11 protein-coding genes are annotated in these 15,369 nt (G+C 64.1%); 7 read left to right on the top strand and 4 right to left on the bottom strand.

Features of this window, described 5'->3' with window-relative positions:
• Genes AC07OK_RS15025 through AC07OK_RS15010 form a run of 4 tightly spaced genes read left to right on the top strand, consistent with a single transcriptional unit; the run spans position 1 to position 3,892 of the window.
• Positions 1 to 1,011, top strand: a complete 1,011-nt coding sequence (locus tag AC07OK_RS15025; protein WP_494691186.1) for a zinc-binding alcohol dehydrogenase family protein — start codon at positions 1 to 3, stop codon at positions 1,009 to 1,011.
• The gene (locus tag AC07OK_RS15020) at positions 1,012 to 2,136 is read left to right on the top strand and encodes a mannitol dehydrogenase family protein (RefSeq protein ID WP_494691059.1); all 1,125 of its coding nucleotides are present in this window, start codon (positions 1,012 to 1,014) and stop codon (positions 2,134 to 2,136) included.
• The gene (locus AC07OK_RS15015) at positions 2,133 to 3,065 is read left to right on the top strand and encodes a sugar kinase (RefSeq protein ID WP_494691058.1); all 933 of its coding nucleotides are present in this window, start codon (positions 2,133 to 2,135) and stop codon (positions 3,063 to 3,065) included. The genes AC07OK_RS15020 and AC07OK_RS15015 overlap by 4 nt, the downstream gene beginning before the upstream one ends.
• Positions 3,062 to 3,892, top strand: coding sequence for an amidohydrolase family protein (locus tag AC07OK_RS15010; RefSeq protein WP_494691057.1), 831 nt, complete (start codon positions 3,062 to 3,064; stop codon positions 3,890 to 3,892). The genes AC07OK_RS15015 and AC07OK_RS15010 overlap by 4 nt, the downstream gene beginning before the upstream one ends.
• A 22-nt stretch (positions 3,893 to 3,914) precedes the next feature.
• Here AC07OK_RS15010 and AC07OK_RS15005 read toward each other — a convergent pair whose 3' ends face one another.
• On the bottom strand, positions 3,915 to 6,638 hold the full coding sequence (locus AC07OK_RS15005; protein WP_494691056.1) for a LamG-like jellyroll fold domain-containing protein: 2,724 nt from the start codon (positions 6,636 to 6,638) through the stop codon (positions 3,915 to 3,917).
• 494 nt (positions 6,639 to 7,132) lie between these two features.
• Here AC07OK_RS15005 and AC07OK_RS15000 point away from each other — a divergent pair, with 494 nt between their 5' ends.
• Both AC07OK_RS15000 and AC07OK_RS14995 read left to right on the top strand, forming a co-directional pair.
• Positions 7,133 to 8,353, top strand: a complete 1,221-nt coding sequence (locus AC07OK_RS15000; protein ID WP_494691055.1) for an FAD-dependent oxidoreductase — start codon at positions 7,133 to 7,135, stop codon at positions 8,351 to 8,353.
• 31 nt (positions 8,354 to 8,384) lie between these two features.
• On the top strand, positions 8,385 to 10,106 hold the full coding sequence (locus AC07OK_RS14995) for a flavin monoamine oxidase family protein (RefSeq protein ID WP_494691054.1): 1,722 nt from the start codon (positions 8,385 to 8,387) through the stop codon (positions 10,104 to 10,106).
• A gap of 244 nt (positions 10,107 to 10,350) precedes the next feature.
• Here AC07OK_RS14995 and AC07OK_RS14990 read toward each other — a convergent pair whose 3' ends face one another.
• Positions 10,351 to 10,656 carry a HigA family addiction module antitoxin gene (locus AC07OK_RS14990; RefSeq protein WP_494691053.1) on the bottom strand — a complete coding sequence of 102 codons (306 nt, stop codon included), beginning with the start codon at positions 10,654 to 10,656 and terminating at the stop codon, positions 10,351 to 10,353.
• A 322-nt stretch (positions 10,657 to 10,978) separates the two neighbouring features.
• Here AC07OK_RS14990 and AC07OK_RS14985 point away from each other — a divergent pair, with 322 nt between their 5' ends.
• The gene (locus tag AC07OK_RS14985; protein ID WP_494691052.1) at positions 10,979 to 12,334 is read left to right on the top strand and encodes a jacalin-like lectin; all 1,356 of its coding nucleotides are present in this window, start codon (positions 10,979 to 10,981) and stop codon (positions 12,332 to 12,334) included.
• A gap of 71 nt (positions 12,335 to 12,405) precedes the next feature.
• On the opposite strand, the gene AC07OK_RS14980 is transcribed toward AC07OK_RS14985, so the two are convergent.
• Both AC07OK_RS14980 and guaA read right to left on the bottom strand, forming a co-directional pair.
• Positions 12,406 to 13,536: an AraC family transcriptional regulator gene (locus tag AC07OK_RS14980; protein WP_494691051.1), complete on the bottom strand. Its 1,131-nt coding sequence runs from the start codon at positions 13,534 to 13,536 to the stop codon at positions 12,406 to 12,408.
• Between the two features lie 201 nt (positions 13,537 to 13,737).
• Positions 13,738 to 15,348, bottom strand: coding sequence for a glutamine-hydrolyzing GMP synthase (guaA, locus tag AC07OK_RS14975; RefSeq protein WP_494691050.1), 1,611 nt, complete (start codon positions 15,346 to 15,348; stop codon positions 13,738 to 13,740).
• Positions 15,349 to 15,369 lie beyond the last annotated feature (21 nt).

Genomic DNA, 15,369 nt, shown 5'->3' with positions numbered 1-15,369 from the left:
ATGAAAACTGTTGTATGCCTCTCACCCGGCGACCTGCAACTGGTGGAACGCCCGCTGCCGCAGGCCGGCGCCGGCGAAGTGCTGTTGCGCGTGCGCCGCATCGGCCTGTGCGGCACCGACATGCATATCTTCCGCGGCACCCAGCCCTTCCTGCAATATCCGCGCGTGATGGGCCATGAGCTGTCGGGCGAGATCGTCACCGCGCCCGAGGGCAGCGAGCTGGCGCCCGGCGACCAGGTCTATGTGATGCCCTACCTGTCGTGCGGAAGCTGCATCGCCTGCCGCCAGGGCAAGACCAATTGCTGCACCAACATCCAGGTGCTGGGCGTGCACCGCGACGGCGGCATGACCGAATACCTGGCGCTGCCGGAACGCTTCGTGTTCAAGACCGATGGCATTTCCCTCGACGACGCCGCCATGCTGGAGTTCCTGGCCATCGGCGCGCACGCGGTGCGGCGCGGCGGCGTGCGGCCCGGCCAGAACGTGCTGGTGGTGGGCGCCGGCCCGATCGGCATCGCCGCCGCGCTGTTCTCCCGGCTCAAGGGCGGCAACGTGACGGTGCTGGACGCGCGCGAGGATCGCCTGGCGTTCTGCCGCAGCGCGCTGGACATCCCGCGCACGGTGACGGTGGGCGAACAGGACAAGGCGCAGCTGTCGGCGCTGACCAACGGCGAGTTCTTCGACGTGGTGTTCGACGCGACCGGCAACGTCAAGGCCATGGAGCGCGGCCTGGAGTTCGTCGCGCACGGCGGCACCTATGTGCTGGTGTCGATCGTGCTGGACCGCATTTCCTTCGCCGACCCGGAATTCCACAAGCGCGAAACCAACCTGCTGGGCAGCCGCAACGCCACCGCCGACGACTTCCGCGAAGTGCTGGCGGCGATGAAGGCGGGCCTGGTGCCCACCGGTTTGATGAACACGCACCGCACCACGCTGGCCGATTTCGTGACGGTGCTGCCGCAGTGGATGGACCCGGCCGCAGGCGTCATCAAAGCCATCGTCGAGGTGTAGATGGCCACGCCCATTCTGCAATTCGGCACCAGCCGCTTCCTGCAGGCGCACGTGGACCTGTTCGTCCACCAGGCGCTGGAGGGCGGACAGGCGCTGGGCCGGATCACCGTGGTGCAAACCACCGGCAGCACGCAGAGTGCGCGGCGGGTGGCGGCGTTCAACGCGCCGGGCGGCTACCCGGTGCGCATCCGTGGCCGCACGGACGGCGCCGTGGTCGAGCAGGAACACCGCGTCACCGCCATCGAGGCCGCGCTGCAGGCGGACCAGGACTGGCCGGCGATTCGCGCGCTGGCAGCCGGCCCGGTGCGGGTGATCGTCTCCAACACGGGCGACCGGGGCTACGAGCTGTCGCCGCAGGACGGCCCGGCGCTGCTGGACACGGCCACGCCGCCGCGCAGCTTTCCCGCCAAGCTGCTGGTGCTGCTGCACCGGCGCTACCTGGACGGCGCCGCGCCAGTGACGCTGTATCCGTGCGAGCTGGTGGCCAACAACGGCAGCGTGCTGCGCGACGTGGTGTGCCGGCTGGCGCGCGACTGGGGCGTGGACGGCGGCTTCCTCGCCTACCTGGGCACGGCCTGCGTGTGGATCAATTCGCTGGTGGACCGCATTGTCTCCGAGCCGATCGAGCCGGCCGGCGCGGTGGCCGAGCCTTACGCCATCTGGGTGATCGAAGCGCAGGCAGGCATGGTGCTGCCTTGCACGCATCCGCAAATCGTCGTCACCGACCGCCTGGAACAGTATGAGCGGCGCAAGCTGTTCCTGCTGAACCTGGGCCACACCTTCCTGGCCGAGCAGTGGCTGCAGGGTGGCCGCGCCGCCGACGAGACGGTGCTGCAGGCGATGTCCGATCCCGCGCTGCGCGCGCAGCTGGAAGCGTTGTGGGAGGAAGAAGTGCTGCCGGTGTTCGACGCGCTGGGCGAGTCCGACATCAGCCGCGCCTATCTGGCGCAGGTGCGCGACCGCTTCAGCAATCCCTTCCTGGCGCACCGGCTGGCCGACATCGCCCAGAACCACGCGCAGAAAAAACAGCGCCGCCTTCTGCCGGTGGTGGAACTGGCCCGCGAGCTGGGGCTGTCGCTGGCGCAACCGCGCCTGCACGCCACGCTGCGACGGGAGGCCGCATGAACGGCGCCTTCTGGTCCGTGGGCGAATGCATGCTGGAGCTGCGCCCGCAAGCGAACGACACGCTGGTCCACGCGGCGGCCGGCGACAGCTACAACACGGCGGTCTACCTGAAGCGGCTGGCGCCCGCCATGCCGGTGCGCTACGTCAGCGCGCTGGGAGACGACGCGATGAGCGGCTTAATCCGCGACCACATGCGGGCCGAACACATCGACGACAGCCTGATCGACATCCGCGCCGGCGGCACGGCGGGACTGTACGCGATCGCCACCGACGGCAGCGGCGAGCGCCGCTTCACCTACTGGCGCGCGCAGTCGGCGGCGCGCGCCATGTTGTCCGCCGCTCACCTGGCGCGACTGGGTGCGCAGTTGGATGAATGCCGCGTGCTGCTGCTGACCGGGATCACGCTGGCCATCCTCGACGACGAGCGGCGCGCCGCCCTGCTGTCGCTGGCGGCGCGGGTGCGCGCGGCCGGCGGCTGGGTCGCGCTGGACAACAACTACCGCCCGGCGCTGTGGGACGCGGCGAGCGCGCGCGCGTGGATGACGCGCGCGGCGCAGGTCTGCACCCACGCGCTGTTCAGCTTTGACGACGAGGTGCTGCTGCATGGCGATCGCAGTCCGGCGCAGGCGTTGGCCCGCATCGAAGCGAGCGGCGTGCCGGAAGTAGTGCTCAAGCTGGGCGCCGACGGCTGCCTGGTTGGCGGTGCGGCGTCAGGCTCGGTGCATGTCCCCGCCCTGCCGGTGCGCGCAGTGGACACCACCGCCGCCGGTGACAGCTTCAACGCCGGCTACCTGGCGCAGCGCCTGCGCGGCGCGTCCAGCGTCAAGGCTGCGGAATTCGGCTGCGCGGTGGCCGCCGCCGTGGTGGCGCATCCGGGCGCTATCATACCGGCGACAGCCCTGCCCTCCCTTTTGAACACGGAGCCATGATGCGCATCGACGCCCATCAACATTTCTGGCAACTGGCCGCGCGCGAGGGCGCGTGGCCGCCGCCGGAACTCGCCCCGATTTACCGCGATTTCCATCCTCGCGACCTGAGCCCGCTGCTGGCCGCGCATGGCGTGTCCGCCACCGTGCTGGTGCAGTCCATGCCCAACGAGGCCGACACCCGCTACATGCTGGAGCTGGCGGACAGCCACGCTTTCATCGGCGCCGTAATCGGCTGGACGGACATGAAGGCGGCCGACGCTCCCGAACGCATCGCCGCCATGGCCGCGCATCCCAAGCTGCGCGGCCTGCGGCCCATGCTGCAGGACCTGGACGACGTTCACTGGATCGACGACGCAACCCTGGCGCCGGCGGTGGACGCCATGCTGCGCCACGGCCTGTGCTTCGACGCGCTGGTGCTGCCACGCCATCTGCCGGCGCTGCTGACCTTCGCGCGCCGCCATCCAGAGCTGCCGATCGTGATCGACCACCTGGCCAAGCCGGCCATGGACGGCGCGCCGCATGCCCAATGGCGGCACGCCATGGACAAGCTGGCGGCGCTGCCGCAGGTGGAATGCAAGCTGTCCGGCATGGTCACGGAGGCCGGTCCCGGCTGGACAGTCGAGCGGTTGCGGCCCTACGCGCACCACATGCTGCAAGCCTTCGGGCCGCAGCGCGTGATGTGGGGCAGCGACTGGCCGGTGCTTACGCTGGCCTCCGACTACGCGGCGTGGGTCGACGCCAGCGAGGCATTGCTGGCGCATCTGAACGCGGCGCAGTCCGCCGCAGTATTCGGCCTGAACGCTCGCCGCTTCTACCGCATCGACTAAGCGCCGCGCGCCAGGGTCTATTTCAGACGTAGGCCAGATGATCGAAGGTGGCGACGCTCAACGTCGGAGCGTTGTGGGACAGCACAGACAGGCCGCTGAACACCGTCGCCGGCATGCCGACGTCGATGCTGCCCACCTGGGTCCAGTTCACCCCATCCGGCGAAATGAAGCCGGTGAAGGTGTTGCCGGCCCGCGTCAGCCGCACCCAGTACGGCGCAGTGATCCCCGCCAGCAGGTTGACCGTGCTGGTGCCGCCACCGGTGCCGCCGCGGTAGCTCATTTGCGCGCCGTTGCCTGGGGTGAGCGCCAGCATCACGTTCTGCGCGTTGCCGTCCAGCGTGGCGCGCATCATCACGCCGGACTTGGCCCAGGCATTGGTGTTGCCGATGCTCGCCACGCGCGCGGTGATGCTGCCGTCGCCGGTGGCACAGGCCGAGGCGAAATGGAAGCCATCGTTGTTGCCCCAGATGTCGGCGCCGCCGCCGGCCACCGTGTACACGCCGTTGGCCAGGCTGGCGCTGCCTTTCACCGCCACCGCACCGACGTCAACGTCGAACATCGGCGACGGCAGCGACGAGCCGCTGAGCGCGGCGATGTCGGCCGCGCTGGCGGCGCCGTTGTAGATGCGAAAATCGTCGATCATGCCGTTGAAGGTCGGATCGGGGTATTGCGACCGGCCGATGTAATTTTGCGTGGTGTGCCCGAGCTGGAACGGCGGCATGCGGAAGTCCGGCGCGGTCTTGATGGGCGCGCCGTTCAGGTAAATGGTGACGTCGGTGCCCGCCAGCGTCACCGCGACATGCACCCATTGCGAAGCGGGCAGCGTGGTCGGCGTATCGACACGCCATTCGCTGTCGCCGCCGTTGAGCGTGACCGAGAACCCCAGCGAGCCGCGGCCGGTGTGCGGCGACAGGTACATATAGTGCAAGGTGTTGCTGCCGAAATCGAAAATCCGGCTCCAGGTCTGGCCACCGTTCCAGTACACCCAGGCCGCGATGGTGAAGTCGCCGACGGTGTCGACCACATTGGCCGGCAGGCTCGCATACGCGCCATTGCCGTTCAGCGCCAGCGCCGTGCCCTGCCCCGCCACTCCTGCCGCCCACGCGGCGCCGGCGGCCAGCGTGCCGGTGTGGCCGTTGCCGGTGCTGTCGGCGGCGCTGGCGCCGCTGCCCTCGTCGAACGTCAGGCGGGTATGCAGCCTGACGCCGGCGATGCCCTGCACCTCGTTCGAGGCGGCCGTCTCGCCTGACGGCGTGCTGGCCGTGACGACGTAGTAATACACGCCGGCCGCCAGGTTGGTGTCGGTGTAGGTCAGCAGGTCGGTGATGCCGGAGGCGATCACCGTGTAGGGACCGCCGGCGGTAGTGCCGCGCTTGACGCTGTAGCCGCTGGCGTAGGCGCTGCCCCACCACGACAGCACCACCTGGCCGCCGGTGGTCACGGCGCTCAGGCCGCTGGGCGCCACGCCGGCCGCGATCGGGTCGCGCGTGAACAGCAGCGTGCCATAGCCCAGCTGGTCCCAGGTGCCGCCCGTCTGCGGATAGCGTCCGCCCCCTTCCGGCGCCACTTTCTGCGCGAATTGCTGCGTGTAGGGCGCGGCCAATCCCTTGCGGTTGACGTAGTGGTTGTAAATCAGCGCCCATGCGGGCCGGGAGTTGCCCTGCGCCGAGGTGGAAAACGCGGTGGCGTAGAAACCCGGCACGTAGTAGTTGACGAACGGGACGGTGTTGTAGGAGGAGCCCGACTGGATCAGGTTGCCCTTGGCGGAATATTCGCAGGCCGCCAGCACCCGGTTGTTGTCGTAGCCGTACAGGTCGATACCCTGGTTCCACGCCATTTCGCAGATGGTGGTGACCAGCGTCACGCTGAGCATGTTGTGGCCCTGGTCGCGGCCGGACTCCTGGGTCTGTCCCAGATAGCCGGGATGGATGTAAAACACCATTTGCGCGATCGCGCCATTGCCCAGGCCCTGCTTGAAATAGGACACCGCGTTGTCGAAGCGGACGTGGTCGTCGCACAGCACCGCGATGGCCATGGTGGCGGCCAGGCTGCTCAAGTCCCAGTTGGAGAACACGGTCAGATTGCTGAAGCCGCCGGTCAGCGGCAGGAACACGTTGATCATCATTTGCTGGAAGGCGGCCAGGTCGGCCGCGGCCCAGCCGGAATAGCCGCGCATGATTTCCGCCGCGTTGGCCAGCTGATAGCCCTGCAGGCCCGCAGCCAGGTAGCCGTCCCAGTGGCCGTCCGTCAAGTTGATGCCGGTGAGCGTGGAGCCCCACGCGTTGAGGATCTTCACGGCGGTGTTGGCCGCGGCCAGGTTGCCGGTGATTTTCCACTGCAAGGCATTCAGGTAGGCGGCCATGGTATCCCACTGCAGATACTGGACGTTATCGCCATGCACGCCGTCGTTGCGGTAGATCACCGCTCTCGCCGACGGCGTCCACGTGTTGCTGGCCAGATTATTCTGCAACATCAGGTTCCAGTCGTCGATCCATGGCGATGCCTGGTTGCCGACCTTCAGGCTCATGCGGTCGAAGTCGGCCTGGGTGTGCAGCAGACCGGGATGGGTGAAGGTGCCGGGCGCACCGCCCATGCGCTTGGGCGCGCCTTGCAGGGCCGCCGTGGCGGCATCCGCTCCGCCGCCGCCGCAACCTGCCAGGCTCAACGGGCCGAGCGCGGCGAAACCGAGTGTGCTGGCGCAAAAGTTCCGGCGCTTGGGGGAAAAAGGTTGGTTAGTGTTAGACATGGTATCCAGACTGAATGGGTGTGGGCCATGCATACCGGATCGCCAGGAAGGCCGGCGCCGCTCCGGTATGCGCCTTTGCTGAAGTCGCAACCGCGAACACCGCGCTGACGACGGGCCGATTATGTCAGTTAATATTGCCGTGCAGCAATCGTGCGCAGGGGTTGGGAAAAATCGTAATCCGGCTTGTCGGATTTAATAATTCGTAAGCAGGTTTTAGCAAGCCATCCATTACAACTGAATTGCAAGCCGCACACCGCCATTAAAATCGGCCATTTTCATTCGCCGAGCCACATACATGATGCATGTCACCCTGCAAATAACAAGCGGATTAATAGCCACAACCGGCGTCAAGTTAATTAAAAATATATAAAAATATTCGTTGGAATAAACCAACACAGGCATTATATTTTTAAAAATAAATGTAATACTACACAGCCGTTTCCCTCCAAGAGTTATTACCATCCTCCACTTGTTACTATTGGAAAGGTAGTATTATGCCTGTCGATAACGTCAATAAGTCCTCGCCCGGTTTTCAGCAAACATATGAAGTGATCGTCATAGGCGGTGGCCCGATGGGGCTAGCCACCGCGTATTACAACAGCAAACGTTCGGCCTCCACGCTGGTGTTGGAACAGTTCACGTTCATCAACCAGCAAGGCAGCTCAGCCGGTGTTTCGCGCCAGTTCCGCATCCCCTATCCGGATGAATACATGGTGAAGATGGCCGAAGATGCGCTGCCCTACTGGGCCGAACTGCAAACCCACAGCAGTGAACAACTGCTGACGACGGTCGGCACCCTGTGGTTTGGCGACCCGACAGTCCAGTCGACTGAAGGCAACATCGCCGCCGCGGAACTGGCCATGCAGGCGCAGGACGTGGCCTACACCTCCTTGACCGTGGCGGAAATCGAAGAGCGATATCACTTTAAAGACTTGCCAGACAATTACCGGGGCCTGTTCCAGGCCGACGGCGCCAGCATCGACTTGCGCGCCACCCAGCGCACCCTGTACGACTGCAATCTCGCCAGTCCGCACGTGACGATGCTCGAGCAGTCGCCGGTTATAGGCATTCAGCAATCCGATCAATTATTCATGGTGACGACTCCTGGCGGAACTTACGTCGGCAAGAAGTTGGTGGTGGTGCCCGGGCCTTATATCAACGACGTCATTAACCTGCTCAATTTCCGGGTCGAGGCGACGTATTGGAATATGGCCTCGGCCTATTTCAAGAAAACCGACCCCACCATTCAATACCCGACCTGGTTTGTTTTCCAGCAACCGGAAGGCAAAAGCGGGAATCAGTTCTATGGTTTTCCCGAAGTCGATTGGGACCACCCCGACTATATCCGGGTTGCGCCGGACTTCGTGATGACGCCCCTGTCCGATCCCAATCTGGCCAGCTTTGTCCCCAACCCCGAGGAATTGGCGTACACGTCCGAGTGGGTGCGCAAGCATATGACCGGACTCGACCCGACCCCGCATTACAAGTCCACCTGCCTGGTGGCGCTGAGCACGATCGCCGGCAAGGAAATGCTGATCGACTTTGCCCCAAGGTATGTGCCCAACCACCAAAACATCGTCATGTATGCAACCGGCTGGGCCGCCAAGTTCGTGCCGCTGCTGGGCAGCATCCTGTCGGAAATGGCGCTCGACGGCAAGAGCACGTACGACATCTCGCACTTCCAGACCGGCCAACTCTACTTCAGAGCCATGTAAATAATTTAGCTACTTATATCGGGAGTCCCAAATGGTTGACAAGAATACGGCATTGAACACCGGCATGCAGGATGGATTGAAACTCGACGTGGCCATCGTGGGCGCCGGCATTTCCGGCATCTACACCGCCTACCGCCTGACCAAGGCAGGCGCCAGCACCGGCAGTCAGGTACAGGTCTTCGACATGAACACCCGCATTGCCGGACGGCTCGAATCGGTACGCCTGCCCGGCATGCCGACGGTACAGGGTGAACTGGGCGGCATGCGCTACCTGACCTCGCAAAAGATCGTCACCACGCTGATCGAAGAGGTCTTCGCCGATCAGATGGAAGCGGTCGAATTCCCGATGGGCGATCCGGCGGACCTGTATATCTACTTGCGCAAAGACCGCTGCATGCAAAACGCCTGGACGGCAGCGCAGGACAAGCACGAGAAGCTGGCCACCCGCTACTATCTGGACGACGAAGACATCGGTTTCAGCGCCGATCAGCTCTTCAGCAAAGTGATTTACAACGTGCTGATGGCAGATCCGTGGTTCAGGGAGCGTTTCGGCGACTACGTCAGCCAGGATGGCGAGTACACCTACACCATCAAACTGACGCTGCGGCAGTGGGACCAGATCAAACCCTACCTGACCTACCGCTTCGAAGGCTCGCCGTACGACAAACGCCTCGTCAATGACATCGGCTTCTGGAATCTACTCAAGGACCAGGTATCGCAGGAGGGCTACACCTTCCTGTCGACCGCCGGCGGCTACTACTCCAACACCATCAACTGGAACGCGGCGGAGGCCTTCCCCTACATGATCGGCGACTTCTCGGCCGGCGCGACGTACAAGACCATCGCCGAGGGTTTTGACAGCACGGTCTATGCGATGGCGAACGAGTATATGCGCCACGAAGGCGCATGCATCTGGTCCGAAAACAAGCTGCTGACCTTTAACCGGCAACACCCGCACAGCGCCACCCATCGCTATGAACTCGTGTTCCTCAACCTGAGCTCGAACCAGCAATGGCGGGTCTATGCCAATCGCCTGGTGCTGGCGATGCCGCGACGCTCGCTGGAGCTTCTGGACCAGGACAATTTCTTCTTCAACATCAACGAGAACGCCGAACTGAACAACAACATCCGCTCGGTCATCAAGGAACCCGCGTTCAAGATCCTGATGGGATTTGAAACGCCGTGGTGGAAGGAGCTGGGCATTAACGCCGGCCATTCGATCACCGACTTGCCGATGCGTCAGTGCTACTACTTCGGCACCGCGAAAGCGACCGACCATTCGATGCTGCTCGGCAGCTACGGGGACATGGAAACGGAGACGTTCTGGAAGGCTCTGTCCGACGATCCGGTGAAGTTCCGGCCACGTGCGACCAAGCTGGCCTCGCAGTTTGAAGTCGAGACACTGAACGACGTCGCGGCGAGCGAAATGATGGTCAAGGAGGTGGTCAAGGAGCTGCGCGAGCTGCACGGCGTGGGGATTCCCATGCCCTACGTCACGTGGTTCAAGGACTGGGGCGACGACCCGTTTGGCGCCGGCTATCATGCCTGGAAAGCCGGCTACAAGGTGCAGGATGTGATGCCCTACATGCGCAAGCCCTCGCCGACAGAGGACATACACATCTGCGGCGAAGCCTATTCGGACCAGCAAGGTTGGGTTGAAGGCGCCTTCTGCGAGGCGGAGAAGATGCTGCAGTCCTATTTCGGCCTGCCCCGCCCGAGCTGGCTGCCAGCCGACTATTACCTCGGCTGGTAGAGCGCCGGGGCCCTGTGCGCGGTGCCGATGGCTCGTTACATGGGCCATCGGCACCGGCATCAGCAGCAGGACCAGCGGCGGCAGGGTCAGGATCGCCGCCAGCGTGGTCATCGCAATCCAAAAAGAAAAAGCCCCTGAAAATCTGGGGCTTAGTCTCATCCGCTTGCCTGCCGGCGCCAGCGGTTGCCGGCTACGGCATCATTCCCACCCGGATATCAAAAATACCATCATCGACATTGCGGCATCATACTTCCAGCGCAAGCGGCCTAACCGCTTTGGCAATGGCTTTTCCCGCCGTTATCTCGGCTTTACGCAAATCATAGGCACTTTGAAGGTTCAGCCAGCCTTGCGCTTCGCTTCCATAATAACGCTCCAGCCGCAGCGCGGTATCAGCCGTGACGCCGCGTTCGCCTTTGATGATTTCGCTAAGGCGCGAGTAAGGGACATGCAGCGCCAAGGCCACTGAACGAACGCTGACGCCCATAGGCTTGATATAGTCCTCCAGCAACACCTCGCCAGGATGAACCGGACGCATACCGTTCTTAAACATGATCTTCTCCTCAGTGTGGGTCCTCGATCAACTAATGTTGGCAAACCTGCGACTCTTACCCTTTGTGAACAGGATCTCCATGTCAGCGCACGCAAAGGACTGGATTGACATATGCCGACGTTATCTGTTAACCGGTTAGCAGTCAACAACATGTCGGCGTGTCGCGCACATTGCCGTGACCACCGCTCGTTGCACGGCTGGTTAAGTCGCTTGCGCGCTCGGTTATAAGGCGGATGGGAGCGGCGAAAAGACTGGTATTTCGCTATAGGATGCGACGCAGTATCACCGTTCGACAACAACCATCCAAAATCAGGAGCTACCGATGTCTACCGTCCTCGCAACACAAGAACAATTCTTCAGCAACCCTTTGTCGGCACTGGACTTTGTCGATCGTATAACAGGAACCGGCGTCAGCGACGCGCAGCTGTCCAAACTTGGGGCCCTGCCTGAGCGGGCGTGGTCGTCCCTGATGCGGGTGGCTGTGCACAAGCACGGCGTCGCGGCGCCGGCGGGCATCGAGATTCCGCTGCCGGATCAGGAGGATGACGCCTACACCAATGAAATTCTCGAAGACGTGGGCATCGCCCTGGCCACCTACCTGGGCATCGCCTCGGTGGTGGCCGGCGTGCTGGCCGCGATCTTCTCCGCAACCGTCGCGCCGGCCTTGTTCTTCGCCGCTTGCTCGGCGATCTTTGGCATCCTCGCGCTGGGGCTTGCCGCGCTGATCGCGTTCCTGAAGTGGGTCATCCAGCCGGAACTGCATTCCTCCATCGAGTTCGGTGGTAAGGGCGGCACGCTGTTCCGCGACGTGCTGGACCACCACCAGACTGCGGATTGGGCATTCCGTGATTTCCCGCAGAGCGTGGCCAGCCAATGGGAAGTGGATCGCGTGGATATCTGGACCGGCAACGTGGTCGATGCGATCCAGATGCATTGGCGCGGCAAACCGGGCTCGCCGTATGCGGACAAGCGCGTCAGCGGACGCAAGTTCGGCGGCGGTGGCGGCCAACTGCATCAGTTCACGTTGCAGCCGGGCGAATACATCGCCAACGTCAAGGTCAAGGCTGGCGCGGTGGTGGACAGTGTGCAATTCAAGACCAATATCCGCGTGTCCGACAGCTTTGGTGGCGGTGGCGGCGACCGCGAGGCCACGCTCGGTGGCGGCGATGACGGCCAGGGACCGGTGATCGGCCTGCTGGGCCGCGCTGGCGGCGTGATCGATGCGCTGGGCGTGCAGCATGCGCTGCAAACCAATCACACCGTGGTCTATGGCGGTAGCGGCGGCATTCCCTTCCTGATCAACCTGTCCGGCATGCAGCGCCTGGTGCGGCTCGACGTCTGGCAGGGCGCGTACATCGACGCCATCCAGCTGCACTGGCTGAACCAGGACAGCGCCCTGGTCAGCGGTCCGATGTACGGCGGCTACACGATCGGTGGCGTCGGCGGCGAGAAAAAGTCGATCGAGTTCGCCGCCGACGAGACGATCCAATCGCTAGTGCTACGCACGGAACTGTACGTCGACCATCTCCGCGTGGTGACCAACAAGCAGACGGTCGATTTTGGCGGTAATGGCGGCACCGAACGTCCAGCCATCAACCTGGGCGGCCGCAAGCTGCTGGGCTTCGTCGGACGCTACACGAAGTTCGTGGACCAGTTCGGCGTGATCTTCGCCGACTGACTGCGCCGCGCCGCCCCGCCCCGGCGGCATCACTCGGCCGCATGACGCCGGCGGTGCGCGCCCTGCGCGCCTCAGGCCATCCGGTGAAGCGCCAGCGGCTGGCATGCCAGCCGCTGTATCCATTCATCCCAGCGGTCGGGCGACCAGGCCGGCGACGTTGTACCGCCGCGATCCGCCAGCGCGAAGCCGCGCGCGCCGCGGGCGCTGATGCCGCGCGCGCCGCGGGCGCTGATGCCGTAGGCGCGGGTGAAAGCGCGGCTGAAGCTCTCCGGATGGGCAAAGCCGACCATGCGCGCCACGGCGGCGATGCTGGGCCGCGCGTCGGGGGCCAGGGACACATCGGAAGCGATTCCCGCGTGCCACGGGCCGGGGGAGCACAATAGCTGGCGCGCCTTCTGCAATCGGCGGCGCTGGATGTAGCGGGCGGCGCCGCCGTCGGCCTCGAACAGATACTGCAGCGTGCGCAGCGACAGTCCGGCATGCGCCGCCAGCCGGGCCGGCGACAGCTGGCTGTCGTGCAGGTTCTGATCGATGTGGCGCAGCAGGACCAGCTTGATCCCGGCCGCCGACGCCTGACGCTGCTCCTCGGTCGGCACGCCGTTGAGCGCCGCCGCCGCCAGCGCCAGGATGGTGGGCGTGATCGCCACCGCATGCGAAGCGCGCATCTGGCCCGAGGTTTGCAGGACCGTCTTAAGATGCTCGCGCAGCAACGTCACCAGTGGCAGACGGCCATCGAGCACGCGCTGGTGCTGGCCGTCCGGCTCGTGCAGCATGGACGCCAGCAGGGCGCGCGGCGCCACCAGCGTGAGATTGGTGGCCGTGTTGATCTCGGTGGACAGCGGCTGGCCCAGGTCCGTCACCCACAGGTCGCCGGGGCTGGTGCCGGGCGGATGGCGGCCAGTCAGGCTGCGGCAACTGCCGTGGGTGTAAAACTGCAGCAGATAGTGGTCCAGGCCATCGCGCCAGACCCGGCTGGCGGGACGCTGGAAGCGCTGCGGCGCCATGCTGGCCATGCCCACCGCCAGCGCGCCCAGATGACAGGCTTCCACGCGATAGCGAGGGTCGTCGCGCCCGACGGGCAACGGCTGCGAGTCGAACATCACGCCGATCTGCTCACGCCAGATGGCGGTGGCGCGGGCGGGCGGCAAGCCCTCGGTATCCATCACTATGCGCGGGATGGGCGCGTCGGTTGGTGCTCTCATCGGGCGGCACGAAATGAATTCCAATGATGTATTTTATATTATTATCAATCAGGAATGGTTGCTACAGCGCTTAGCGATTCCAGACCAACGATACTTGAGAATATTGCGGGTAAAAAGCTATCGCGACCAGCAATCTATCAAAAAAAAAGCTCGCCGAAGCGAGCTTTAAAACAAATGTCAACTAGTTTCCAAAAGGAAGCTTCACTCCCACTCGATGGTCGCAGGCGGCTTGCCCGAGATATCGTAGACCACGCGGTTAATGCCACGCACTTCGTTAATGATGCGGTTGGACACTTTGCCCAGCAGCGCATGCGGCAGGTGCGCCCAGTGCGCCGTCATGAAGTCCTGCGTCTGCACGGCGCGCAGTGCCACCACATATTCGTAGGTGCGGCCATCGCCCATCACGCCCACCGATTTCACCGGCAGGAACACGGCGAACGCCTGCGACGTCGCTTCGTACCAGTTGGTCGGCACGCTGTCCTGGTCGAAGCCTGGCACCACCACCGGCTCGTACGGCGTGTTGCGCAGCTCTTCGATGAAGATGGCGTCGGCGCGGCGCAGCAGGTCGGCAAAGTCCTTCTTCACTTCGCCGAGGATGCGCACGCCCAGGCCTGGGCCTGGGAACGGATGACGGTAGACCATGTCATGCGGCAGGCCCAGCGCCACGCCCAGCTTGCGCACTTCGTCCTTGAACAGTTCGCGCAGCGGCTCCAGCAGCGACAGCTTCATGTGCTCCGGCAGGCCGCCCACGTTGTGGTGGCTCTTGATGGTCTGGCCCTTCTTGCCCTTGCCGGCCGATTCGATCACGTCCGGATAGATGGTGCCCTGCGCCAGCCACTTGGCGTTGACCAGCTTGCCCGATTCGGCATTGAACACTTCGACGAATTCGCGGCCGATGATCTTGCGCTTCTGCTCGGGATCGGCGACGCCGGCCAGGTGGCCCATGAACTGGTCCTCGGCATCGACGCGGATCACTTTGACGCCCAGGTTCTTGGCGAACATGTCCATCACCATCTTGCCTTCGTCCAGGCGCAGCAGGCCGTGGTCGACGAACACGCAGGTCAGCTGGTCGCCGATGGCGCGGTGGATCAGCGCGGCGGCCACCGACGAATCGACGCCGCCGGACAGGCCCAGGATCACCTCGTCGGTGCCCACTTGCGCGCGGATTTTCTCGACCGCTTCCGAGATGTAGTCCGGCATGTTCCAGTCCGATTTGCAGCCGCAGATCTCGTGCACGAAACGGCCCAGCATGGCCTTGCCCTGCACCGTGTGCGTGACTTCCGGGTGCCACTGCACGCCGTAGTAGCGTTTCTCTTCGTTGGCCATGGCGGCGATCGGGCAGCTCGGGGTGTTGCCCATCAGGACGAAGCCTGGCGGCATCTCCAGCACCTTGTCGCCGTGGCTCATCCACACTTTCAACATGCCGTGGCCTTCGTCGGTGACGAAGTCGGCGATGCCGTCGAGCAGCTTGGTGTGGCTGCGGGCGCGCACTTCGGCATAGCCGAATTCACGCACCAGGCCGTTCTCGACCTTGCCGCCCAGCTGGGCCGCCATGGTTTGCATGCCGTAGCAGATCCCCAGCACCGGCACGCCCAGTTCGAACACGGCGTCCGGCGCGCGCGGGGCGTCGCCTTCCAGGGTCGAGCTGTGGCTGCCCGACAGGATCACGCCGGCGGCGCCGTAGTTGCGCACGAACTCGTCGCTGACGTCATACGGGTACACTTCCGAGAACACGCCGGAGTCGCGCACGCGGCGCGCGATCAGCTGGGTGACTTGGGAGCCGAAATCGAGAATGAGGATTTTTGAGTGCATGAGTAATGTACTGGAGAGGTA

It is taken from the genome of Duganella sp. GW821-FHT07G03 (genome assembly GCF_059418605.1).
Note: the sequence above shows the minus strand (reverse complement) of the source record. Positions and strands in the feature narration are given on the sequence as shown.